The 21,887-nt window shown below is 65.6% G+C and carries 14 protein-coding genes; 12 read left to right on the top strand and 2 right to left on the bottom strand.

Annotated features, from left to right (window positions below; all coding sequences use genetic code 11):
• The first annotated feature begins 30 nt into the window (after window positions 1-30).
• Genes gspL through ACYVOC_RS02935 form a run of 5 tightly spaced genes read left to right on the top strand, consistent with a single transcriptional unit; the run spans window position 31 to window position 6,291 of the window.
• A complete protein-coding gene (gspL, locus tag ACYVOC_RS02915; protein ID WP_461160819.1) occupies window positions 31-1,263 on the top strand; it encodes a type II secretion system protein GspL in 1,233 nt (410 codons plus the stop codon).
• An 8-nt stretch (window positions 1,264-1,271) separates the two neighbouring features.
• Window positions 1,272-1,811 carry a type II secretion system protein GspM gene (gene gspM, locus ACYVOC_RS02920; protein WP_461160820.1) on the top strand — a complete coding sequence of 180 codons (540 nt, stop codon included), beginning with the start codon at window positions 1,272-1,274 and terminating at the stop codon, window positions 1,809-1,811.
• Window positions 1,812-1,840: 29 nt separating this feature from the next.
• Window positions 1,841-2,650: a type II secretion system protein N gene (locus ACYVOC_RS02925; protein ID WP_461160821.1), complete on the top strand. Its 810-nt coding sequence runs from the start codon at window positions 1,841-1,843 to the stop codon at window positions 2,648-2,650.
• A 13-nt stretch (window positions 2,651-2,663) separates the two neighbouring features.
• A complete protein-coding gene (gene gspD, locus ACYVOC_RS02930; protein WP_461160822.1) occupies window positions 2,664-4,892 on the top strand; it encodes a type II secretion system secretin GspD in 2,229 nt (742 codons plus the stop codon).
• Window positions 4,893-4,902: 10 nt separating this feature from the next.
• Window positions 4,903-6,291: a GspE/PulE family protein gene (locus ACYVOC_RS02935; protein ID WP_461160823.1), complete on the top strand. Its 1,389-nt coding sequence runs from the start codon at window positions 4,903-4,905 to the stop codon at window positions 6,289-6,291.
• A gap of 673 nt (window positions 6,292-6,964) precedes the next feature.
• Here ACYVOC_RS02935 and hisF read toward each other — a convergent pair.
• Window positions 6,965-7,765 (bottom strand): imidazole glycerol phosphate synthase subunit HisF, encoded by an 801-nt coding sequence (gene hisF, locus ACYVOC_RS02940; protein WP_461160824.1) that lies wholly within the window; start codon window positions 7,763-7,765, stop codon window positions 6,965-6,967.
• Between the two features lie 174 nt (window positions 7,766-7,939).
• On the bottom strand, window positions 7,940-8,956 hold the full coding sequence (gene galE, locus ACYVOC_RS02945; protein WP_461160825.1) for a UDP-glucose 4-epimerase GalE: 1,017 nt from the start codon (window positions 8,954-8,956) through the stop codon (window positions 7,940-7,942).
• A 282-nt stretch (window positions 8,957-9,238) separates the two neighbouring features.
• On the opposite strand from galE, the gene ACYVOC_RS02950 reads away from it, so the two are divergent.
• Genes ACYVOC_RS02950 through pelG form a run of 7 tightly spaced genes read left to right on the top strand, consistent with a single transcriptional unit; the run spans window position 9,239 to window position 21,855 of the window.
• On the top strand, window positions 9,239-12,052 hold the full coding sequence (locus tag ACYVOC_RS02950; protein ID WP_461160872.1) for a bifunctional glycoside hydrolase 114/ polysaccharide deacetylase family protein: 2,814 nt from the start codon (window positions 9,239-9,241) through the stop codon (window positions 12,050-12,052).
• Window positions 12,012-15,977, top strand: a complete 3,966-nt coding sequence (locus ACYVOC_RS02955) for a tetratricopeptide repeat protein (protein WP_461160826.1) — start codon at window positions 12,012-12,014, stop codon at window positions 15,975-15,977. Before ACYVOC_RS02950 ends, ACYVOC_RS02955 begins: the two co-directional genes overlap by 41 nt.
• A gap of 17 nt (window positions 15,978-15,994) precedes the next feature.
• Complete coding sequence (locus ACYVOC_RS02960; protein ID WP_461160827.1) at window positions 15,995-16,546, top strand: penicillin-binding protein activator LpoB; 552 nt, start codon at window positions 15,995-15,997, stop codon at window positions 16,544-16,546.
• Window positions 16,547-16,564: 18 nt separating this feature from the next.
• A complete protein-coding gene (locus ACYVOC_RS02965) occupies window positions 16,565-17,950 on the top strand; it encodes a PelD GGDEF domain-containing protein (protein WP_461160828.1) in 1,386 nt (461 codons plus the stop codon).
• The gene (locus ACYVOC_RS02970; RefSeq protein WP_116004814.1) at window positions 17,943-18,953 is read left to right on the top strand and encodes a hypothetical protein; all 1,011 of its coding nucleotides are present in this window, start codon (window positions 17,943-17,945) and stop codon (window positions 18,951-18,953) included. The genes ACYVOC_RS02965 and ACYVOC_RS02970 overlap by 8 nt, the downstream gene beginning before the upstream one ends.
• The gene (pelF, locus tag ACYVOC_RS02975; RefSeq protein WP_461160829.1) at window positions 18,950-20,482 is read left to right on the top strand and encodes a GT4 family glycosyltransferase PelF; all 1,533 of its coding nucleotides are present in this window, start codon (window positions 18,950-18,952) and stop codon (window positions 20,480-20,482) included. Before ACYVOC_RS02970 ends, pelF begins: the two co-directional genes overlap by 4 nt.
• Window positions 20,482-21,855, top strand: coding sequence for an exopolysaccharide Pel transporter PelG (gene pelG, locus ACYVOC_RS02980; RefSeq protein WP_461160830.1), 1,374 nt, complete (start codon window positions 20,482-20,484; stop codon window positions 21,853-21,855). Before pelF ends, pelG begins: the two co-directional genes overlap by 1 nt.
• Window positions 21,856-21,887 lie beyond the last annotated feature (32 nt).

Genomic DNA, 21,887 nt, shown 5'->3' on the forward strand with positions numbered 1-21,887 from the left:
GAACCCTACAATGGCCCGCGAAAACCGCCCATGAGCACCCTCATCCTTACCCTGCCCCTGGCGCGCTCCGGCACCGCCACCGAATACCGCTACACGCTGAGTCCTGACGGCCACAGCGCCAGCCGCCACGCCAATGCACGCGCCAGCCTGCTGCCCGCCATGGGCCGCGCCAGCGAGGTCGTGGCCGTGGTGCCCGCGCAGGCCCTGTCCTGGCAGCGCGTGTCCCTGCCGCCCGGCATTGGCCTGCAGGCCCCGCGCCTGCGCGCTGTGCTCGACGGCCTGCTGGAAGAACGCCTGCTCGATGACCCCGCGCAACTGCACTTTGCCCTGGAGCCCGGCGCCAAGCCCGGCGCCCCCGCCTGGGTGGCCATTTGCGACCGCGCCTGGCTGCGCAGCGCGCTGCAAGAGCTGGAAGCCGCAGGCCACCCCGTGGCGCGCGTGGTGCCCGAGTTCACCCCTGGCCCCACCGCCAGCGGCCAGTGCGAGCTGTACGCACTGGGCACCCCCGAGGACGCCTGGCTGGCCCTGACGGGCCACGGCACGGCCCTGGGCGTGACCGTCCTGCCGCTCTCCAGCGCCGCCATGGCCCTGGTCGGCACCGACACCACGCAAGAGCCGCCCCCCGTGCTGGCCGCCCCCGCCGTGGCCACACTGGCCGAGCAGGTGCTGGGCCGCCCGGTGCAGTTGTATACCGACAGCGACAACGCATTGCGCGCTGCGCGCACCCCCTGGGACCTGGCCCAGTTTGACCTGGCCAGCAGCGGCCGCACCCGCGCACTGCGCAAGGCGGGCGGCCTGGCTGGCGCCCTGCTGCGGGCACCGCAATGGCGCGCCGCACGCTGGGGCGCCGCGCTGCTGGCCGTGGCGCACCTGGCCGGCCTCAACGCTTGGGCCTGGCAGGAACAAAAATCACTGGCCGCCAAGCAGGCAGGCGTGCGCAATGCGCTGACGCAGACCTTCCCGCAAGTCAAGGTCGTGGTCGATGCCCCGGTACAAATGGAGCGCGAACTGGCCCTGCTGCGCCAGGCGGCGGGCAGCACCTCGGCCCGCGACCTGGAGCCACTGCTGTCTGCCGCCGCCCTGGCCCTGCCCCCCGCACAGCAGCCCACAGCCATCGACTACAGCGCCGGTGAACTGCGCCTGCGCGGCACCACACTCACGCCACAAGAGCTGACCGACGCCGCGAACACCGCACGCGCCAGCGGCTACAGCCTGCGCGCCGACGGCGACAGCCTGCTGGTACGCCCCGACACCACGCCATGAGCCGCAGCATGACTCCATTCTCCCCATCCGCCAGCGCCCTGCATGCCCGCTGGCAGGCCCTGGCCCCGCGCGAACAAAGCCTGCTGCTGGCCGCCAGCGCCGTGGTGGCCGTGGCGCTGCTGTGGTGGCTGGCACTGGCCCCCGCGCTGCACACCTTGCGCAGCGCCCCGGCCCGCCACGCCAGCCTGGACAAACAGCTCCAGCAGATGCAGGCCCTGCAGGCCGAGGCCTTGCAACTGCAAGCCCAGCCGCGCGCCAACGCCGACGACGCACAGCGCGCGCTGCAGGCCTCCGTGTCTGCCGCCTTGGGCGCCAGTGCGCGCCTGGTACAAAGTGGCGACCGTGCCACCCTCACCCTCAAGGGCACACCGGCCGACGCACTGGCGGGCTGGTTGGCCCAGGCACGCAGCAATGCACGGGCCGTTCCCCAGGAAGTTCGCCTGGTGCGCAGCCCGGCGCCAGAATCGCGCACCGCCACAACGGCCAACACTGGCACACCGCCCGTGCGCTGGGATGGCAGCATCGTGCTGGCCCTGCCGCCACGCTGATTCCCCCTGATCACTCCTTGCCTGTCGCGATGCCTACCTTCCGCCGCCCCGCACGCCCCACCGGTAGTGCCACACGCTCGCCCTGGGCGTGGGCGCTGGGCGGCATTCTGGTGGGCGCACTGCCCACGCTGGCGGTGTTTGCGCCGGCGCAGTGGCTTGCCGACGGCATCGCCCAGGCCAGCGGCCAGCGCGTGTTGCTGGCCGGGGTGCGCGGCACCGTCTGGACGGGTTCGGGCCAACTGGTGCTGACCGGCGGCCACGCCAGCCAGGACCAGGCCACCTTGCCCGGCCGGATCAGCTGGCGCCTGCGCCCTGCCTGGGGCGGCCTGCGTGCGCACATCGACGCCGCCTGCTGCACCCCTGCGCCCTTGCAGCTACAGGCCCAGGCCGGCTGGAATGGCGCGCGCATCACGGTGGCCGATGGCCAGAGCCATTGGCCTGCGGCCATGCTGGCGGGTCTGGGAACGCCCTGGAACACGCTGCAGCCCCAAGGCCAGCTCGCGCTGGAAACCCGGGGCCTGCAAGTGGACTGGGCCGCCGGGCGGATGGTGCTGGAGGGGCAGGCGCAACTCGACGCGCTGTCCATGTCGTCCCGCCTGTCCACGCTGCGCCCCATGGGCAGCTACCGCCTCACGCTACAAGGCGGGGCAACGCCCACGCTGGGCCTGCAGACCCTGCAGGGCGCCTTGCAGCTCTCGGGCAGCGGGCAATGGGTGGGCCAGCGCCTGCGCTTCACGGGCGAGGCCAGCGCCGTGCCGGAACGCGAAGGCGCACTGTCCAACCTGCTCAACATCATCGGGCGGCGCAACGGCGCACGCTCCCTCATTACGCTCGGTTAACCCTGGATACCGTATGACACCCCTGACCAAGCACCGCCTGCATTTTGCTATTACAACAATAGCTGCAAGCGCTTTGCTGGCAAGCGCCAGCGGCACAATTTATGCTCAAACGGCGCTGGACACCAGCACCGCCAGCGTGCGCCCCGGCGAGCCCGTGACGCTGAACTTTGCCAACGCCGAGATCGAAGCCGTGGCACGCACCATGGCCACCATCACCGGGCGCAACGTGGTGGTGGACCCGCGTGTGCGCGGTCAGATCAATCTGGTGACCGAACGCGCCGTGCTCCCGGCTGCAGCCTTCCAGCAATTTTTGGCAGCGCTGCGCCTGCAGGGTTTCACGGTGGTCGAAGCGGCCGGGCTCTACAAGGTGGTGCCCGAGGCCGACGCCAAGCTGCAAGGTGGCAGCGTGAGCGTGGCCAAGGCGGGCAGCGCAGGCCCGACGGGCGGGCAGATCGTCACGCAGATTTTCCGGCTCAACTACGAAAGCGCCAGCAACCTGGTGCCGGTGCTGCGCCCGCTCATCAGCCCGAACAACACCATCAACGCCAATCCGGGAACGAATGCGCTGGTCATCACCGACTATGCCGACAACCTGCAGCGCCTGGGCAAAATCATCGCGGCCATGGATGTCTCCAATGCCAGCGATGTGGAGATCATCCCGCTCAAGCACGCCATTGCCACCGACCTGGCGCCGCTGGTGGCGCGCCTGATCGATGCGGGCGCCACGCCCACCGCAGCCGCCGCCGCACCGGGGCAGGCCGACACCTCCTTGAAGACCACACTGCTGGCCGAGCCGCACAGCAACGCCCTCATCCTGCGCGCCGCCAACCCGGCCCGCCTGGTGCAAGTGCGTGCCCTGGTAGAAAAACTCGACCAGCCGCCCGCACCCGGCAGCAGCGCCGCCAGCGGCAACATCCATGTGGTGTACCTGAAGAACGCCGACGCCACCAAGCTCGCGGCCACGCTGCGCGCCGCCCTATCGGCCGGCACGGGCAATGCACAGGCCAGCGCAGGCAGCAGCGTGGCACCCGCCAGCAGCACGTCCACGGGCGGTCTGAGCGCCATGGGCAGCGGCACCACCAGCGGCAGTTCCAGCGCGGCCGCAGGCAGTGGCCTGGGCGCGGGGGCATCGTCCTCCAGCACCAGCAGCAACCAGCCCTCCACCGGCGGGCAGATCCAGGCCGACCCCACCACCAACTCGCTCATCATCACCGCACCCGAGCCGCAATACCGCCAGCTGCGCACGGTCATCGACAAGCTCGATGGCCGCCGTGCGCAGGTGCTGGTCGAGAGCCTGATCGTCGAGGTCAACGCCAACAAGCTGACCGAGTTCGGCATCCAGTGGCAAAGCGTGATGGGCAAGCAAGGCGATGGCACCGTAGGGGTCATCGGCACCAATTCAGGCGCTGCCGGCGCCAACATCCTGGGCCTGACCACAGCGCTGGCCTCGGGCAACGCCACGGCCGTGGGCAGCGCCGTGGGCAAACTGGGGGGCGGGCTGAACCTGGCACTGGCTCCGCGCATAGCCGGCCAGTACTACCTGGGCGCGCTGGCCAACTTCCTGCAGAACAGCGGCGACGCCAACGTGCTTTCCACCCCCAACCTGATGACGCTGGACAACGAAGAGGCACGCATCATCATTGGCAACAACGTCCCCTTTGTCACCGGTTCGTATGCGAACACAGGCGGCAACAGCGGCGCGGTCAACCCCTTCACCACCGTGGAACGCAAGGACGTCGGCCTGATGCTGCGCGTGCGTCCGCAGATCAACGAGAACGGCACCGTCAAACTGGCGATCTACCAGGAGGTCTCCAAGATCGACGGCAACACCCTTAGCGACGTGAACGGCCCCACCACCAGCAAGCGCGCCATCGAGTCGAATGTACTGGTGGAAGACGGCAGCATCATCGTGCTGGGCGGCCTGCTGGAAGACAGCTATTCGCAGGCCGAGGACAAGGTGCCGGTGATGGGCGACATTCCGCTGCTGGGCGCCCTGTTCCGCAGCGAGAACCGCTCACGCAAGAAGACCAACCTGATGGTGTTCCTGCGCCCCGTGGTGGTGCGTGATGCGGCCACCAGCGATGCACTGATGCTCGACCGCTACGAATCCATCCGCGCACTGCAGCAGGTGGTGCAGCCCACCCCCAGTGCGGTGATGAACTCCATCTCCGGTGCGCCCGTGCTACCCGCCCTGCGCCCAGCGGCGCCCGATGCGCAGGTCTTCCCTGCCAACGCCAACTGAGACCCTGCCGATGCGCCACCCCCTGCCCTACGCCTTCGCCCGCAGTGCCCAGTTGCTGCTGGAGGACGACGGCCAGCAGCTCGTGCTCTGGCATGGCCCCACGCCGGACGCGGCCGCTCTCAGCGAGGTGCTGCGCAAGCACGCCGTACGGCAGTTGCAGTCACTCGATGCGCACGCGCTCGCCCAGCGCATCAGTGCGGCCTATGCGCAGGGCGAATCGAGCGCGGCCACGGTAGTGAGCGAGGTCGAGTCTGACGCCGACCTCTCGCGCATGATGCAGGAGCTTCCCGCCGTGGAAGACCTGCTGGAAGCCGCTGACGATGCCCCCATCATCCGCATGCTCAACGCCCTGCTCACGCAGGCCGCACGCGACGGCGCGAGCGACATCCACATCGAGCCCTACGAGCGGCATTCGAGCGTGCGTTTTCGTGTGGATGGCACGCTGCGCGAGGTGGTGCAGCCCAACCGTGCGCTGCACGCGGCATTGATCAGCCGCCTGAAGATCATGGCGGACCTCGACATTTCAGAAAAACGCCTGCCGCAGGACGGCCGCATCAGCCTGCGCCTGGGTACACGCGCGATCGACGTGCGCGTCTCTACCCTGCCCAGCGCCCACGGCGAGCGGGCCGTGCTGCGCCTGCTGGACAAGAGCGAAGCCAAGCTGAGCCTGGAGGCTGTGGGCATGCAGGGCGACACACTGCGGCGCTTTACGGGCCTGATCGGCCAGCCCCACGGCATCGTGCTCGTCACCGGCCCCACGGGCTCGGGCAAGACCACCACGCTGTACGCCGCGCTCACCCGGCTGGATGCGATGCGCAACAACATCATGACGGTGGAAGACCCGATCGAGTACGAGCTGCCCGGCGTGGGCCAGACGCAGGTCAACAGCAAGATCGACCTCACCTTTGCCAAGGCCCTGCGCGCCATCCTGCGCCAGGACCCGGATGTGATCATGATCGGCGAAATCCGCGACTTCGAGACCGCGCAAATCGCCATCCAGGCCAGCCTGACCGGCCACCTGGTACTGGCCACCCTGCACACCAACGACGCCGCCAGCGCCGTCACGCGCCTGACCGACATGGGCGTGGAGCCGTTCCTGCTGTCAAGCTCGCTGCTGGGGGTGCTGGCGCAGCGCCTGGTGCGCAAGACCTGCAAGGCCTGCCAGGGCGCAGGCTGCGAGGTCTGCGGACTCACCGGCTATGCGGGGCGCACGGGCGTTTTCGAGTTGCTGACGACCACCGACGCCATCCGCGCCCAGATCCACAACAAGGCCTCCGAGGCCGATATCCGCGCAGCCGCCCAGGCCGATGGCATGCAGTTGATGCGAGACGATGGCGAACGCCTGATCCGCGAAGGCATCACCAGCCGCGAGGAAGTGTTGCGGGTCACGCGGGATTGAGCTTTTAGTGTTTTTGAGCTCTGACGCTTATAGATTAAGCGCTGATAGCTATTGTTTTTATAGCTACCGACATGCCTTTGCAGCGGGCGGAGGCCGGGAGTCGCCCGGCGTGCGAGTAACTTTCTTTCGCGTCGCCGAAAAAAGTCACCAAAGAAAGGGCGCCCCTGCAGGCTGCGTCCCTGCGCTTCGCTACGGGCAACCTGCGTCCAGCGGGGTCTCCTGAAGGGAACCCTGGGATCGGGCATCCACCCGGGCCATTGCTGCGCTCGGCCCCGAGAGGGTAGCGGCGCTACGCGCCGCGCAAGTCAGGCCGAGCGCAGCGATGGCCCGTTTGGGGCTTCCAACCCCCTTCTGGCTGCGCCTGCGGCGGGGTGCTTGCGGGGTGGCGGGTGTGCCGCAGGACACACCCGCTTCGTGATCTGACTCGCCGCATTTGTCTGAACGCAGCTGCGCAGCAGCGTAGTGAGTTATGCGGCGCACCCCGCAAGCACCCCGGCGCAGGTTGCCCCGCAGGGGCCGCAGGCTGTGGGGCGCGTTTCTTTGCCTCCTTTCTTGTCGCGCACAAGAAAGGAGGTCGCCCGCCGGGGCGAATCCCGGCCTCCGCCCTCAAAACAATCAGCAAAAACTCAAAAAAGGGCAGCTAACGCCGGCAAGCCCGTTAACCCCAAAAAGTCTAAAGCCGAACCGGAATCCCCCGCTCCCGCATATGCCGCTTGGCCTGCTCCACCGTGTACTCGCCGTAGTGGAAGATGCTGGCGGCCAGCACCGCGTCGGCGCCGCCGATCTGGATGCCGTCGGCCAGGTGGTCCAGGTCGCCCACGCCGCCCGAGGCGATCACGGGCACATCCACCGCGTCGCTCACGGCGCGTGTCAGCGCCAGGTCAAAGCCGGCCTTGGTGCCGTCGCGGTCCATGCTGGTGAGCAAAATCTCGCCCGCGCCGCGCCGCGCCATCTCCATGGCCCACTGCACGGCGTCCAGCCCAGTGTTCTTGCGCCCACCGTGGCTGAACACATCCCAACCAGCGCCCACGGGCTGGCCATCAAGGCCCAGGCGGGCCTGCTCCTCAACGCTGCGGCGCTTGGCGTCGATGGCCACCACGATGCACTGCGCGCCGTATTTGCTCGATGCCGCGCTGATGACCTCGGGGTTGGCAATGGCGGCCGAGTTGAAGCTGGTCTTGTCGGCCCCGGCATTGAGCAGGCGGCGCACATCGTCCACGGTGCGCACGCCCCCGCCCACGGTCAGCGGGATGAAGACCTGGCTGGCCACGGCTTCGATGATGTGCAGGATCAGGTCGCGCCCGTCGCTGGTGGCGGTGATGTCGAGAAAGGTCAGCTCATCCGCCCCTTGGGCGTTGTAGCGCGCGGCGATCTCCACCGGGTCGCCGGCATCGCGCAGTTCGACAAAGTTGACGCCCTTGACGACGCGGCCACCGGTCACGTCAAGGCAGGGAATGATGCGTTTGGCAAGCATGGCGCTGGAAATCCGGGTGTTGAAGACAAGGCCCGCAAGATACCATGGCCCGCGCAATGCGCACGGAGCACTATGAATAAGTGAGCTGCTTGCGCTTGTTGATATTGATTTTCAAATTATTTTCATATTGAAACTCAATACCATCAAGCGCCACAAGCTATTATTAAGATAGCATCAAGACATCTGCAGGCTGCGCGCCACACCGTCCTGCCATCGCCAGGCGTCCTGGCACATGCGCTCTGTGCCAAGGCGCGCTTTCCAGCCCAGCAGGCGCTCGGCCAGCGAGGGGTCGGCCCAGCATGCAGCCACATCCCCAGGGCGGCGCGCCACCACCTGGTAGGGCACCGGGCGGCCGCTGGCCTGCTCGAAGCCGCGCACCATCTCCAGCACCGACACGGGCCGGCCCGTTCCCAGGTTCACCGTCAGCAGGCCCGGGTGCTGGCGCAGGTAGCGCAGCGCGGCCACATGGCCGTCTGCCAGGTCGCAGACGTGGATGTAGTCGCGCACACCAGTGCCGTCGGGGGTGGGGTAGTCATTGCCATAGACGCTCAAGCACGCGCGCTGCCCAGCGGCCACTTGCGCCACGTAGGGCAGCAGGTTGTTGGGCACGTCCTGCGGGTCTTCGCCGATCAGGCCGCTCTCATGTGCGCCCACGGGGTTGAAGTAGCGCAGCCGCGCGATGCGCCATTGACCGGGCTGGGCAGCGTCCACATCGGCCAGCATTTGCTCCATCATGAGCTTGCTCCAGCCATAGGGATTGGTGGCCGAGAGCGGAAAGTCTTCACGGATCGGCAGGCTGGCCGGTTCGCCATACACCGTGGCCGATGACGAAAACACCAGGCTGCGCACCTGCGCGGCCTGCATGGCACGCAGCAGTGTCAACGTGCCTGCCACGTTGTTGTCGTAGTAGCGCAGTGGCTCACGCACCGACTCACCCACGGCCTTGAGCCCCGCGAAGTGCACCACCGCCGTCACGGGGTGCTGAGCGAACACCTTCTCCAACAGTGCGCCATCGCGCACATCCCCTTCGACATACTGAGGAGCGACCCCAGTGATGCGTTCGACGCGCTCCAGCACCGATGGGCGGCTGTTGCTGAAGTTGTCGAGCACCAGATACTTCTCTGCGGCCGCAGCCAGTGCCACGCAGGTGTGCGATCCGATATAGCCAGCGCCTCCAGTCACCAGAATCATGGGCGGGCTCCTTGGCGCAGCGACTGCAATACGGGTGCGGGAACGGGTATTTTTTTCATAATTTTTGACTACTAATTTAAATACGATTTAATAGTGTAGCTATCAGCTCTTTTCTAAAATCCACTGTGACATTTTGATACTGCCACGCATGCTGGCACCATCCACGCTCTATGTCGCGCTGCGTTTGGGAATCCCCGTTTCGCTGCCCTGTCCTTGCAGCAGCGTTGGTGGTCCGAATTTTTCTGTTCCCATTGATTTCACAACGCCATGTTCGCGCGACGGATGACCACTGCCTCAAAACTTGCCCTCTGGTGCACGCTGTGCCTTGCGGCGTGCCTGTGGCCGCTGGCATCCCGGGCAACGCCGGCGGTGGCGCTGTACTACGGCCACAGCACGCCGCTGACGGACTTCCGGGCGTTCGACATGCTGGTGGTCGAGCCCGACCACGAAAAAACCCCGCCACGGTTGCCCGGCACGGACCTGTACGCCTACGTATCGGTCGCAGAGGTACAGGCGTCGCGCCCCTATTACGCGGATATTCCAGCGCAATGGAAGCTGGCGCGCAACGGCCACTGGAAATCAGACGTCATCGACCAGACGCCCCCCGAGTGGGCTGATTTTTTTGCCCGCCGCGTGATTGCGCCTTTATGGGAGCGCGGTTACCGGGGTTTCTTCCTGGACACGCTCGACTCCTACCGCCTGGCCACCCGCTTTGACGAGAAGGCCCAGCAGCGGGGGCTGGTGCGCGTCATCGAAACCCTGCACCAGCGCTTTCCCGGCATCAAGCTGGTGCTCAACCGGGGTTTTGAGATCGTGCCGCAGGTACGCGACAAGATCCAGATGGTGGCGGCTGAATCGCTGTACCAGGGCTGGAACGCCAGCACCCAACGTTACGAAGAAGTGAGCGAAGCCAACCGGGCCTGGCTGCTGGACCAGCTGCGCGCCATCCGGGACCAGGAGCGCCTGCCGGTGCTCGTCATCGACTATGTCTCCCCCCAGGATCGCACCCTCACCCGCGCCACGGCGGCCCGCATCCAGGCCGAGGGCTTCATTCCCTGGGTGACCGACAGCGCGCTGGAGACCATGGGCATCGGCAGCATTGAAGCGGTGCCGCGGCGCATTCTCATCGTTTACAACAGCGCAGAATCGCCGTCGCTGAACTATTCCAACGCCCACCGCTACCTGCAGATGCCGATCAACCACATGGGTTACATCGCAGAGTATGCGGACGCACTCCAGCCCTTGCCCGACAACATCTTGCGCGACCGGTATGCAGGGATAGCAACCTGGTTCGCTGGCTATCTCCCCGAAGGCCGACGCAAGGCCGTAGGCCAATGGTTGCAAGATCGCATGGACGAGGGTATGCCCTTGGCGATCGTCGGCGACATCGGCCAGTCTCCCGATCGCCAGTGGGCGCGCAAACTCGGACTGCGCACCGGCCCGCTGGAACCCACCGGCGCCTTGCGTCTGGCATCACAACATCCGATGCTGGCTTTTGAGACCGCCATGCCTCTGGTGACGCGCAGCTACGAGCCCACGCAGTTGACCGAAGCCATGGCCACACAGGCCCAAGCGTTGGTAGAGTTTCGCGATGAGCGCCAGCGTGCTTTCGTGGGCGGGGCGCTCACGCCCTGGGGCGGGTTCATCCTGGACCCCTATGCCTTGATCGAAATCCCCGGCACCGACTTTTCTCGCTGGGTGGTGGATCCGTTTGCCTTCCTGACCCAGGCCTTGCGCCTGTCCCCCATACCCGTACCCGACACCACTACGGAGAACGGCCGCCGTCTGCTACTGGCCCATGTCGATGGCGACGGCTTTGCATCACTGGCTGAACTGCCCGGCAGCCCACCGGCAGCACAGATCCTGCTCAAGGATGTGCTGGAGCGGTACCGCATTCCCCAAACCATGTCGGTCATCGAGGCAGAAATCGCCCCCCATGGTCTGCACCCCGACCTGAGTCCGCGCCTGGAGGGCATTGCACGGCAGATGCTCAAGCTGCCGCATGTCGAGATTGGCAATCACACCTATTCCCACCCTTTTCTGTGGGATCACAGCACGCTGCACGGTCTGTTCAAAGACAACGCAGAGGCTGCCTACAACCTCAATATCCCCGGTTACACCATGGATTTGAGTCGCGAAATCGTCGGCTCCACCGCCTACATCCGCGAACGGCTGGCCCCCACGGGCAAGCCAGTCAAAATTCTGCAGTGGACGGGCGACACTGCGCCCAACGCCGAGGCCTTGGAGATCACCGAGCGCGCAGGGCTGCTCAACATCAATGGGGGTGATACCTCCATCACGCGCGCCAACCCGTCACTCACCGCCGTGGGCGCTTTGGGCATCCGCAAGAACGGTTTCCTGCAGGTGTACGCCCCCATCACCAACGAAAACATCTATACCAACCTGTGGCTTGGGCCTTTTTATGGATACGAGCGCGCCATAGAGACCTTTGAAATGACAGACAAGCCCCGGCGCATCAAGCCTGTAGGCATTTACTACCACGTCTATTCCGCCAGCAAGCAGGCCGGCTTGAAGGCGCTGCACAAGGTGTACGGCTGGGCGCTGGCGCACCCGCTGCACCCGGTCTTCACCTCGGAATTCATCGCCAAGGTGCAGGATTTCGATAGCGTTGCCATCGCCCGCGAAGGCACGGGCTGGCGCGTGCGCGGCAACGGCAACCTGCGCACGCTGCGCCTGCCTGCCGCCCTGGGCACGCCCGACCTGCAGGCCAGTACCGGCGTGGCCGGTTACCGCCCGGGCACAGAGGGGCTGTATGTCTCCCTCACCGGCCCCCGCGCCTGGCTTCAAACGCAGGCCGCCAGCACGCCAGAAGCACCGCGCGCACCTTACCTGTTCGAAGCCAACGGCCGCCTGGGCCACTGGGCCTGGTCGGACCAGGGGCAACGCCTGGAACTGGAGTTGCAGGCGCATGCGCCGCTCGAATTTGCGCTGGCAGCGGCCAGCCGTTGCCAGGTCCGCGCCAACCAGCGCGCTCTTTCTCCCCTCCCGGCAGGGCCCTCGGCCCAGCCGGGGGTGCAGTATTTCCGGCTCCAAGATGCCCGTGCTCAAATCCAGCTCCTCTGCCCTGCACGCTGAGCGCCCCGTCCTGGCGCCCGGCTGGCTGATCGCTCTGATGGCGGCAATGGTGTGCGTCGCTCTGTGGTTGCTGTATCCGCGCCAGGATCTGGAGCGGCGCCTGTCCGAAACCACCGAATCGGATCTCTCGCTCTCCTACCTGAATAACCTGCTGCGCAGCGACCCGGAAAATCCCCGCCTGCGCCTGCTGTTGGCACAGCGCCAGATGGTGCATGGCAAGACTGCGGATGCACGGGCCACACTGCAACCGGCACTCGATTCCAGCCATCCGGACATCCACCGCGACGCACTGTGGGTGCTGTGGGAGCTGACGTACACCGAGTTCCAACGCACCCCGGAAAAGGACAGCGCCCGCCGCGACACCTTGCGACAAGCGCTGCGCGAACAGCTCCATGCCCTGGCGCGCGAAACCTGGCCTGAAGACCGGCAGCGTCGCCTGGCCGCCTTGGCTGCACAGTTCAACGAACCGGCGCTGGGCATTGCAATCAACAGTACGCTGGCCACCGCGCAAACCAGCCCCCGCGAAGCCGCCCAGTTCTATGAGCGCGCAGCGCGCGAAGCACTGGCCACATCGGACTACGCCAGCAGCGCCGAGCTCTACATGCTGGCGCGCCAAGCCGCAGCAGAGCCCAAGGAGAGCAAACGGCTGTACCTGGCCGCCGTGCGTGCACTGCAGTCGGGCAACCAGCCCTTGGCCGCGCTGGAACTGGCCGAACGCGAAGTGGGCGCGCTGATCGACGACCGGGACATTCTGTTTTTCCTGACCGAACTGGCCCGCGCAGCAGGCAAGCCGGAGGTAGCCGATCGCTACGTTCGCCGCCTCTTGCGCATGGCGCTGCTGCGCCAATGGCAAGACCCCACGGCATGGGCCGCCGCTCAGACTGCAGTCGGCGCAAGCCCTTTCGCCGAACTGCACCCGGCGGCATGGCGCGCAAGCCGCCAGCCTACCGCCGCAGTCTCGAATAGCTATGACGACGGAGCACATTGGCTGGCATCTGCCAGGACAGAGGTCGGCGATCACCCCCACACAGCCCCCGTCTTGGTACGCATGGCAGGCAATGGCGCGCGTGCGGCGCCCCCCACACCCGGCCTGCCCTTCGACGACAAGACCTACTCCCTGGGCTACCAGGTTTTCCTGGAAAACCGCAAGCTGGAAGATGCCTGGGCCATCGCCCAAGCCGCCGTGCAACAAAGCCCCGGCAACCTGGTCTGGCGCGAACGACTGGCCCAGGTTTCGGAATGGACGTTGCGCCTGGACGTGGCGCTGGAAAACTGGCTGGTCGTTGCCCGCCAGACCCAGAAAAAAGAGGCCTGGCAGGCTGTGCTGCGCCTGGCCCCGGGCCAGTTCGATGATGCGGCGCTGGTGCAGGCGCTGCGCAACCAATTGCGCAGCCAGCCGGACGACCTGCCACTCCTCCAGGCCCTGGTGCAAACCTACGAGCGCCTGGGCGAGCCGCAACCCGCGCTGGACTACCTGCAGCAGCACGCCCGCACCCCTGCCACCCTGGAAATTCTGGCGCAACTGGCCGAGCGGGCCGGGCAACCCGACATTGCGCTGCAAAGCTGGCGCCGCCTGCTGAAGGAACCTGGCCAGGCCACCCCCGAGCGGGCCATGCGCGCGGCTGTGCTGGCGCTCGCCCATGACCGGCCTGACGAGGGCCTGGCGTGGCTGGAGGCCGCGCAGCAGCACCAGCCCCCCTCACCGCAGACAGCGACCGATTTCTGGCGCATGACCGGGCAGTTGGCCGAAAGCCGGCAGCGCGCTCCGCTGGCCATCGCCGCCTACCGCAAGCTGCTGGAGACCCCAGACATCGACGTGGGAGACTTTGACGGACTGATCCGCATGCTGCTGCTGGACTACCCCCTGGAAGCGGCGCAGGTCGCGGCCCTTGCCTGGGAACGCTTCCACCAGCCACGCCACCTGCTGCAAGCGCTGACGCTCTATTCCGGTCGCGGCCAGTGGGATGCTTTTGCCAGCCTGCTCAAGCCCCTGGAACCAGGCTCGCAGGCCAACCGGGAGACGCTGGCCGTTCTATGGAAGAGCCCAGAATTTCTGCGCCTGACCGGCACCTGGCACCAGAACCAGGGCCGCGCGGCCCAAGCGCGCCGCCTGTATGAAGCAGGCCTGCGCGCGAGCCCCCAATCCACCGACATGCAGCAAGCCCTGCTGTGGTTGTTCATCGATGGCAATGACACGGTGTCGCTGCGCGCACTGCTGGCCACGCACGAACAGCAATGGAGCCGATCCGAAGATGTGCACGACGCGCTGGCATCGGCCTACCAGGCACTGTCACTGCCGCAGACGGCACTCGACCGCTACCTGACGCCCCGCTTCAAAGCCCATGAGAACGATTTTCTGTGGCTCATGAACTATGCCGACGCGCTGGACCAGAACCAGCAGGCCGACCGCGCCTGGCGCCTGCGGCGCCATCTGCTTTCACGCGAATGGCAGGCTGCGCGCACGGGCCAAGGCGGCACGCGCCTGACGCGCGCGCAGGCGCGCCAACTGTGGTTGACCGATGCAGGCCTGGACCAGACACGGCGCATTGCCCGCACACGCCTGATGCTGACGCAGCGCCCTGGCGACGCCGCCATCGATGTGCTGCGTGAATTGCTGCGGCTGGACCGTGATGCCCGCGGCAATTTCTCCAACGCCGCCGCCGAAACAGCCATTGGCTGGCTGCAGGACGCTGGCGAATACACCGCCGAGCGCGGTTTTTTATGGCACCAATACGCGCGCAGCCACAGCCTGCGCGCCCACCGCCCGCTGTGGGCCGAGATCACCGTCGCCCTGGCCGAAAACGACAGGGCTGCCAGCGGGCAACTGCTGGAGACCTTCGACGAGCGCCTGCCGCGCTACGACCGCATCAACGCCGCGGCTGCGGCCCAGGACGTGCGCCTGGCCCAAACGGCTGCTTTCGAAGCCCAGAATGACCAGCACGACGATGCACCCCTGCACCTGCAACTGACGGAAAACCTGCTGGCCTTCAGCGACCATGCGGGCACCCGGGTGACGGCGGCGCAGCTGGGCGGCATGGACGAGCAGCGCACCGAAGCCGTTCTGCACTTCGCGCTAAGCCCCCGACTGGCACTCGACCTGAACTTTGCCAGCATCCGCCGCCAGTCCACCGACCCCCTCGTCATACGCCTCCCGCCCAGCGAAAAGCTGCTGGAGACGCGCCTGCACTGGCGGCACCTGGACGGCGAGACAGTGCTGCACGTCGCGCGCCGACAAGGTTTTCTGAACACGACACCTGTGCAAATCACCCATGAGCAGCGCCTGGACAGCCGTCTGAGCCTGCACTCGGAGATCGGTGTACGCCTGCCCAGCGAAGAAAGCCTGGCACTGCGCGTCGCCGGCATGAAAAGCCGTGCAGCCGCCAGCCTGCGCTACCAGGCCACGCGCCAGGACCAGTTCTCGCTCACGCACGCTGGTGAGCGCTACGAACTCCAGACAGGAATGGAGGTGGGCAACGGCCGGCACAGCACCCTCCAGTACACCCACACCTACCGACAGGATGCGCCGTCGCTCGAATGGAGTGCCTTCTGGTCCACCCATGCGTACCGGCGCAGAGACCTGGTGGACATGGATCCGGCCCTTTTTGGCGTACAGGGCTTTCTGCCGCCGGGCACCAATGGGCTGGGACCGGATTTCTTCTTGCCCGACAACTTCCGCTTTTACGGCATCGAACTGTCCACCAACACGCGCTACGCCCAGGACTACACACGCGCACTGCGTCCCTTCGCCAGCATCAGTCGCACCTGGCACAGCCGGTTGGGTCCGGGCTATGGCGTGCGCCTGGGCATGGCGGGCAACGTGTGGGGGGCCGACCACCTGAGCCTGAGCTGGGGCCAGTCCAAATCAGGCATCCAGAACCAGGGCACAACCCGCGACCTGCAATTGACCTACCGTCTTCATTTTTAAGCTTCATGAGGTACCCCATGCACCACCACACCACCACCCTGCGACGCCTGCACACTCTGTTCATGGGCGCAGCCCTGCTGCTGCTCTGCGCCTGCTCCACCCTGGACCGAGGTGCTGCCCCTGCGCTGGAACGCCAGGCCCACTGGGTGGTACTGCCCTTTGCCAACCACACCGAAACCCCGCTGGCGGGCAACCGCGCCGAAGCCATTGCGTTGGCCCTTCTGCACGCCCAAGGCGTGGGCAAAGTGCAGCGCTACGAAACCGGCCCACAGCAGGAAGCCTTGTTCGATGCCGGTGACGGCAAGCGCCAGCAGGAAGCCCTGGAATGGGCCCGCGAGCGCCAGGCGCGCTATGCGCTGACCGGTGCGGTGGATGAGTGGCGCTACAAGGTCGGTGTGGACGGTGAGCCCGCTGCCGGCGTGACGCTGCAAATCATCGACGTGGCCTCCGGTGACATTCTGTGGAGTGGCACCGGCGGTAAAAGTGGCTGGAGCCGTGAAGCCCTCTCGGCGGTCGCGCAAAAGCTGATCCGCGACCTGCTGCAGTCAGGCCTGGCCGGCGCCCGCTGACGCCTGTTTTCTCTGCCCATGACCCGTCCTTCCGAAAGCCCCGCACCGCGCCGCCAGCTGGCAGGCTCCGAATCGTCCGCACCCCTGACGCACAGACCGGCGCATTGGCCCACCACCCTGCTGGGAAAGCTGGCCGCCACCGAGATCCGGCCCTGGGCCATGCTGGGCGAGACGCTGCTGCTGCCCTTGATCGCGCTCACGCTCGGTTTTGCATGGAACCCGCTGGACCCCCTCTGGAGTACGGCGGACTTCCCCTGGTCCTGGCTGGCTCCGGTTATTTTGGCCCTGCGGTATGGTCCCCTGGCAGGGCTGGGCGGCGCCGGCGTGCTATTGGTGGGTTGGCTGGCCTTCAACGTGGGCCACTACGACACTTTTCCGCAGTTGTTCTTTCTTGGCGGGCTGATCCTGGTCATGCTGGTGGGCGAGTTTTCCAGCCTGTGGCAGGCGCGCACCAGGCGCGCAGAAACCTTGCAACTGTATTTAGACCAGCGCCTGGAGCACCTGGTGCGCCAGTACTACTTGCTGCGCCTGTCGCACGATCGCCTGGAACAGGAGCTCATTGGCCGTCCCATGTCCATGCGCGATGCCCTGTCCACGCTGCAGGACGTGGGCAGCAATGCACAGGGACCCGAGACATTGCTGCGGCTACTCGCCCAGTACTGCCAGCTGGAAACCGCTGCACTGTGCCCCGTGGTGGACGACGCGCTGGGCACCACGCCACTGGCCAACCTGGGCACGCCCCGGCAGGTGCTGGAGAACGACCCCTTGGTACAGCAGGCCATCGAAACCCGCAAGCTGTGCCATATCAACCAGGCATTGTCAGCGCAGCAGCAAAGCCGCTACCTGGTGGCTGCTCCGCTGCTGGATCTGGGCGGTGAGTTGTACGGTCTGCTGCTGGTGGAGGAGATGCCCTTTTTCTCGCTGCAGGCAGAAAACCTGCAGACCATCAACCTGCTCTTGGGGTACTACACCGACGGGCTGTCCATGCAGGCCCTGGCGCGCCCCATCCTGCAGGAACTGCCCGATTGCCCGGCCCCGTTTGCCTTCGAGGCCCAGCGGCTCTCGCACATCCGCGCCAACACCAAGGTGCCCAGCATCATCGTGGCGCTGGAATTTCTGCCACGCGCCATTGGACGCGACCTGCCGCAGCAAATCCAGCGCCTCAAGCGCGAGCTGGACGAATGCTGGCTGATTGCCACTCCTGAGCGCCAGATTCTGGCTGTGCTGATGCCGCTGGGCGATACCGCCACGGCCGAGGGCTATATCCAACGCCTGGAAACCTGGTCGCAGCAAAAAGGCGCCCAGCCGCTGGCGGCAGCCGGGGTGTTCCCGCATGTGCTGCCGCTGACCGCCGACAACCCTCTGGCGGTGCTGCAACGCATCCACGGCCTGGCCCATGGTTAACCTCAAGCTCGGCATCGCCGCAATACTGCTGGAGTTGGGCGCCTGGAGCGGCCCGCTGCTGCTGGGCGGGCACACGGACAGCGCATTGGCCAGCTATCTGCTGGTGCATGCACTGGCCTGCGTGATGCTGTCGCTGTTTCTGTTTCCGTTGCTCTCCACCCGGCAAGCCCGTCCCCGGCTGGGCATTGTCTTGCTGATGATGGTCTGCAGCTATGCCGTTCCCATTGCGGGCTTTCTCGGCGTGCTGGCGGCGGCGCTGGTGTTGCGGCTGTACCGCGCCCCCGCAACGCATGTGGATTTCGAATCGCTGCAGATGCCGGAATTCGACCAGCACCAGCGCCGCCAGGGCCACTTTCGCCATGCAGGCCTGCGTTCTTTCTTGGGCAACACCCATGCACCCCTCCAAGCGCGCCTGCGCGCCATGGTGGCTTTGCAATATGTTTCAGGACGCACGGCCTCACCGCTGCTGCGCACGGTGCTGAGTGACCCCAGCGAAGACCTGCGTCTGCTCGCCTACGGCATGTTGGACACACTGGAAAAGCGCATCAACAGCAACATTGATGCCGAGATGGGTACGCTGCGCACCGCGCAGGCGGAGAGTGGAAAGTTTGGTACCCGCACCCTGGAATCCGCACAGCGCTTGTCTGACCTGTACTGGGAGTTGATTTACCAGGACCTCGTCCAGGGCGACCTGCGCAAGCATGCGATCCAGGAGTCGTTGCGCTACTGTGACTGGGTGCTGAACGAGCAAGCGGACAACGCGCAGCTGTGCTTGCGGCGCGGCCGCCTGTTGCACGAACAAAAGCGCCCCGACGAAGCCGCGCAGGCCTATGCGCAAGCGCGTGAACTGGGCCTGCCTGCCACCCGCGTGCTGCCTTACCAGGCCGAGCTGTGCTTTGACCGCAAGGATTTTGCGCAGGCCCGTGCGCTGATGCAGGAACTGGGGCAGTGGAGCGCCCTGCCGCGTCTGCACCCGGTGGTGGACTACTGGAGCGGACGATGAACACACGCAAGGCCGAAAGCGCCGACGTGGCACTGGTGCTGGAAGGCACGTTTCCCTACGTGAGTGGGGGGGTCTCCAGCTGGATCAACCAGATCATCCGCGCCTATCCCGAAATCCGTTTTGCCATCGTATTTCTGGGCAGCCGCCGAGAGGACTACCAGGAATTCAAATACCAGCTCCCCGACAACGTAGTGCACTTCGAAGAGCACTACCTGTACGCCAATCTGAACGCGCACCACCAGCCCGCCAAGCGCAGCGGCGACCGCGAAGCATTCGCCCTGATCGACCAGTTGATCGACGCCCTGCACCAGGGGCCTGACAGCCCCCAGACCATGGAGGTATTCCGCCAGGTGGCGCTACAGATGCGACCGGGCGGCAGGCTACAAATGGAAGATTTTCTCTACAGCCAGCGTGCCTGGGAGATCATCTGCAACGTCTACCGGGACCACTGCAGCGACCCTTCGTTTGTCGATTTTTTCTGGACCGTACGCATCATGTTCCAGCCCCTGTGGCTGCTGGCGCGCGTGGCAACTGCATTGATTCCCGTGCGCGTAGTGCACTGCGCGTCCACAGGTTACGCGGGCTTTCTCGGCGGTCTGCTGGAGCAGACGCGGGGTACGCCACTGGTGCTTTCAGAGCATGGCATCTACACCAAGGAGCGCAAGATCGACCTGTTCAAGAGCGAGTGGATCCGCGACAACCGCAACATCTTCCAGCGCGACCCGACCGAGCTGTCGTACTTCCGCCAGATGTGGATCCACTTTTTTGAATGGATAGGCCGCTACTGCTATGCCTCGGCCGACCCCATCATTGCCCTCTACGAAGCCAATCGTTTGCGCCAGGTGGCCGATGGCGCTGCCCCCGAGCGCACCTTCAACATCCCCAATGGCATTGAGCTGGCACGCTTTGCACCGCTGCGTGCGCAGCGCCCAGCCACACCGCCACCGGTGCTGTGCCTGATCGGGCGTGTGGTACCCATCAAGGACATTAAAACCTTTGTGCGCGCCATGCGGCGTGTGGCCAACGAGCTGCCCGGCGCCGAAGGCTGGATTGCCGGCCCCGCCGACGAAGACCCCGCCTATGCGGAGGAATGCCAGAGCCTGGTGCGCAGCCTGGGGTTGGAAAAAAACATCCGTTTCCTGGGCTTCCAGAAGGTCGAAGACCTGATGCCACGCATTGGCTTGGTGGTGCTTTCGTCCATCAGCGAGGCGCTTCCGCTGGTGCTGCTGGAGGGCTACGCCGCCGGGGTACCCGCGGTATCCACCGATGTAGGCTCGTGCCGGCAGCTGGTGGAAGGACTGGATGCGGCGGACCAGGCCCTCGGCCCATCGGGCAAGATCGTTCCCATTGCCGATCCACAGCAGCTGGCAGACGCTGCGCTGTCACTTTTAAGCGACCCTGCGGCATGGCAAGCCGCCAGCAATGCGGCGATCGCGCGCGTCGAGCGCTATTACACCGACACGATGATGTTCGACCGCTACCGCGCGGTCTATGAAAAGGCCTTTCTTCGGGCCCGGGGAGCGCACTGATGGCGGGCATTGGCTTTGAGTTGCGCCACATGCTGCGCAAGAACACACTGCTCAGCCTGGTGCAGGCCTACGCCTATGCGGGCGTGATCGGCTCCGGGCCCTGGGTGTTCTCCATCGTGGGCATTCTGCTGATCGGTATCTTGAGCGTTGGCATGGTGGTGCCCTCGTTCCTGGTGACGCAGTTTCAGACCTCGGTGACCTATCTGGTTGCCAGCAGCCTGATTCTGACCGGGCTGGTGCAACTGGCGTTCACACGCTTTATCTCCGACCGCCTGTTTGAAAAACAGAAAGACCTGGTGCTGCCCAACCTGCACGGTCTGCTGCTGGTTGTGCTGCTGGTGGCTGGCGTCCTGGGCAGCCTGGCACTGTTCGTGGTGCTACCCGGCCAGGGTTTGCTGTACCGCTTGCTCATGCTGGCCGGTTTCACGCTGATGTGCGGGGTCTGGGTGCTCACCATCTTGCTGTCGGGCATGAAACGCTACAAGGTCATCGTCACGCTGTTCGGTCTGTCCTATCTGCTGATTGTGGCCAGCGCCCTGTTGCTGCGTCCCTATGGGCTAGAAGGCCTGCTCGGTGGTTTTGTGCTGGGCAATTACGTGCTGCTCGCTGGCATGTGGCTGCTGGTGGTGCGGGAATTCAACCCCACGGGCCGCCTCGTGGCCTTTGATTTCGCCCGGCGCAGCATGCTCTACCCATCGCTCATGGCGATTGGCCTGCTCTACAACCTGGGCATTTGGGCGGACAAGTTCATGTTCTGGTACTTCCCGCCCACGTCGCAGGCCATCATTGGCGGGCTGCGAGCGTCGCTGATCTACGACATGCCGGTGTTCCTGTCCTACCTGTCCATCATTCCGGGCATGGCGGTTTTCCTGGTGCGCATAGAAACCGATTTTGTCGAGTTCTACGACAAGTTCTACGACGCCGTGCGCAGCGGCGGTTCGCTCGAATACATCGAGTCCATGCGCGATGAAATGGTCTACTCGATCCAGCAAGGTCTGAGTGAAATTGCCAAAATCCAGACGCTGGCAGTGCTCGTCACCTTCGTGGCGGGGCCTGCCGTTCTCGACGGCTTGGGCATTTCGCGGCTGTATTTGCCACTGCTCCATGTCCAGGTCATTGGCGCAGGGCTCCAGGTGGGACTGATGGCCATCCTGAATGTTTTCTTCTACCTGGATCAGCGCCGCACCGTGCTGCTGCTGTGCATTCAATTCGTGGTGCTCAACGTGGTGCTGACCGGCCTGACGCTGGCCTTTGGCGCTGCACTCTACGGTTATGGCTTTGCACTGGCCACCCTGGTCACACTGTCCACGGGCCTGGCCCTGCTCACCCGCAGTCTCAACCAGCTGGAATACCGAACCTTCATGCTGCAGTAAACCCGCTGCACCAGGCCGCACTGGCGATGAAG

This window comes from Simplicispira piscis, assembly GCF_054783455.1.

What these genes read in the sequence shown, in the direction of transcription:
- gspL (WP_461160819.1), top strand. Translation starts at nt 31, where the DNA reads ATGAGCACCCTCATCCTTACCCTGCCCCTGGCGCGCTCCGGCACCGCC.
- gspM (WP_461160820.1), top strand. Translation starts at nt 1,272, where the DNA reads ATGACTCCATTCTCCCCATCCGCCAGCGCCCTGCATGCCCGCTGGCAG.
- ACYVOC_RS02925 (WP_461160821.1), top strand. Translation starts at nt 1,841, where the DNA reads ATGCCTACCTTCCGCCGCCCCGCACGCCCCACCGGTAGTGCCACACGC.
- gspD (WP_461160822.1), top strand. Translation starts at nt 2,664, where the DNA reads ATGACACCCCTGACCAAGCACCGCCTGCATTTTGCTATTACAACAATA.
- ACYVOC_RS02935 (WP_461160823.1), top strand. Translation starts at nt 4,903, where the DNA reads ATGCGCCACCCCCTGCCCTACGCCTTCGCCCGCAGTGCCCAGTTGCTG.
- hisF (WP_461160824.1), bottom strand. Translation starts at nt 7,765, where the DNA reads ATGCTTGCCAAACGCATCATTCCCTGCCTTGACGTGACCGGTGGCCGC.
- galE (WP_461160825.1), bottom strand. Translation starts at nt 8,956, where the DNA reads ATGATTCTGGTGACTGGAGGCGCTGGCTATATCGGATCGCACACCTGC.
- ACYVOC_RS02950 (WP_461160872.1), top strand. Translation starts at nt 9,239, where the DNA reads ATGACCACTGCCTCAAAACTTGCCCTCTGGTGCACGCTGTGCCTTGCG.
- ACYVOC_RS02955 (WP_461160826.1), top strand. Translation starts at nt 12,012, where the DNA reads ATGCCCGTGCTCAAATCCAGCTCCTCTGCCCTGCACGCTGAGCGCCCC.
- ACYVOC_RS02960 (WP_461160827.1), top strand. Translation starts at nt 15,995, where the DNA reads ATGCACCACCACACCACCACCCTGCGACGCCTGCACACTCTGTTCATG.
- ACYVOC_RS02965 (WP_461160828.1), top strand. Translation starts at nt 16,565, where the DNA reads ATGACCCGTCCTTCCGAAAGCCCCGCACCGCGCCGCCAGCTGGCAGGC.
- ACYVOC_RS02970 (WP_116004814.1), top strand. Translation starts at nt 17,943, where the DNA reads ATGGTTAACCTCAAGCTCGGCATCGCCGCAATACTGCTGGAGTTGGGC.
- pelF (WP_461160829.1), top strand. Translation starts at nt 18,950, where the DNA reads ATGAACACACGCAAGGCCGAAAGCGCCGACGTGGCACTGGTGCTGGAA.
- pelG (WP_461160830.1), top strand. Translation starts at nt 20,482, where the DNA reads ATGGCGGGCATTGGCTTTGAGTTGCGCCACATGCTGCGCAAGAACACA.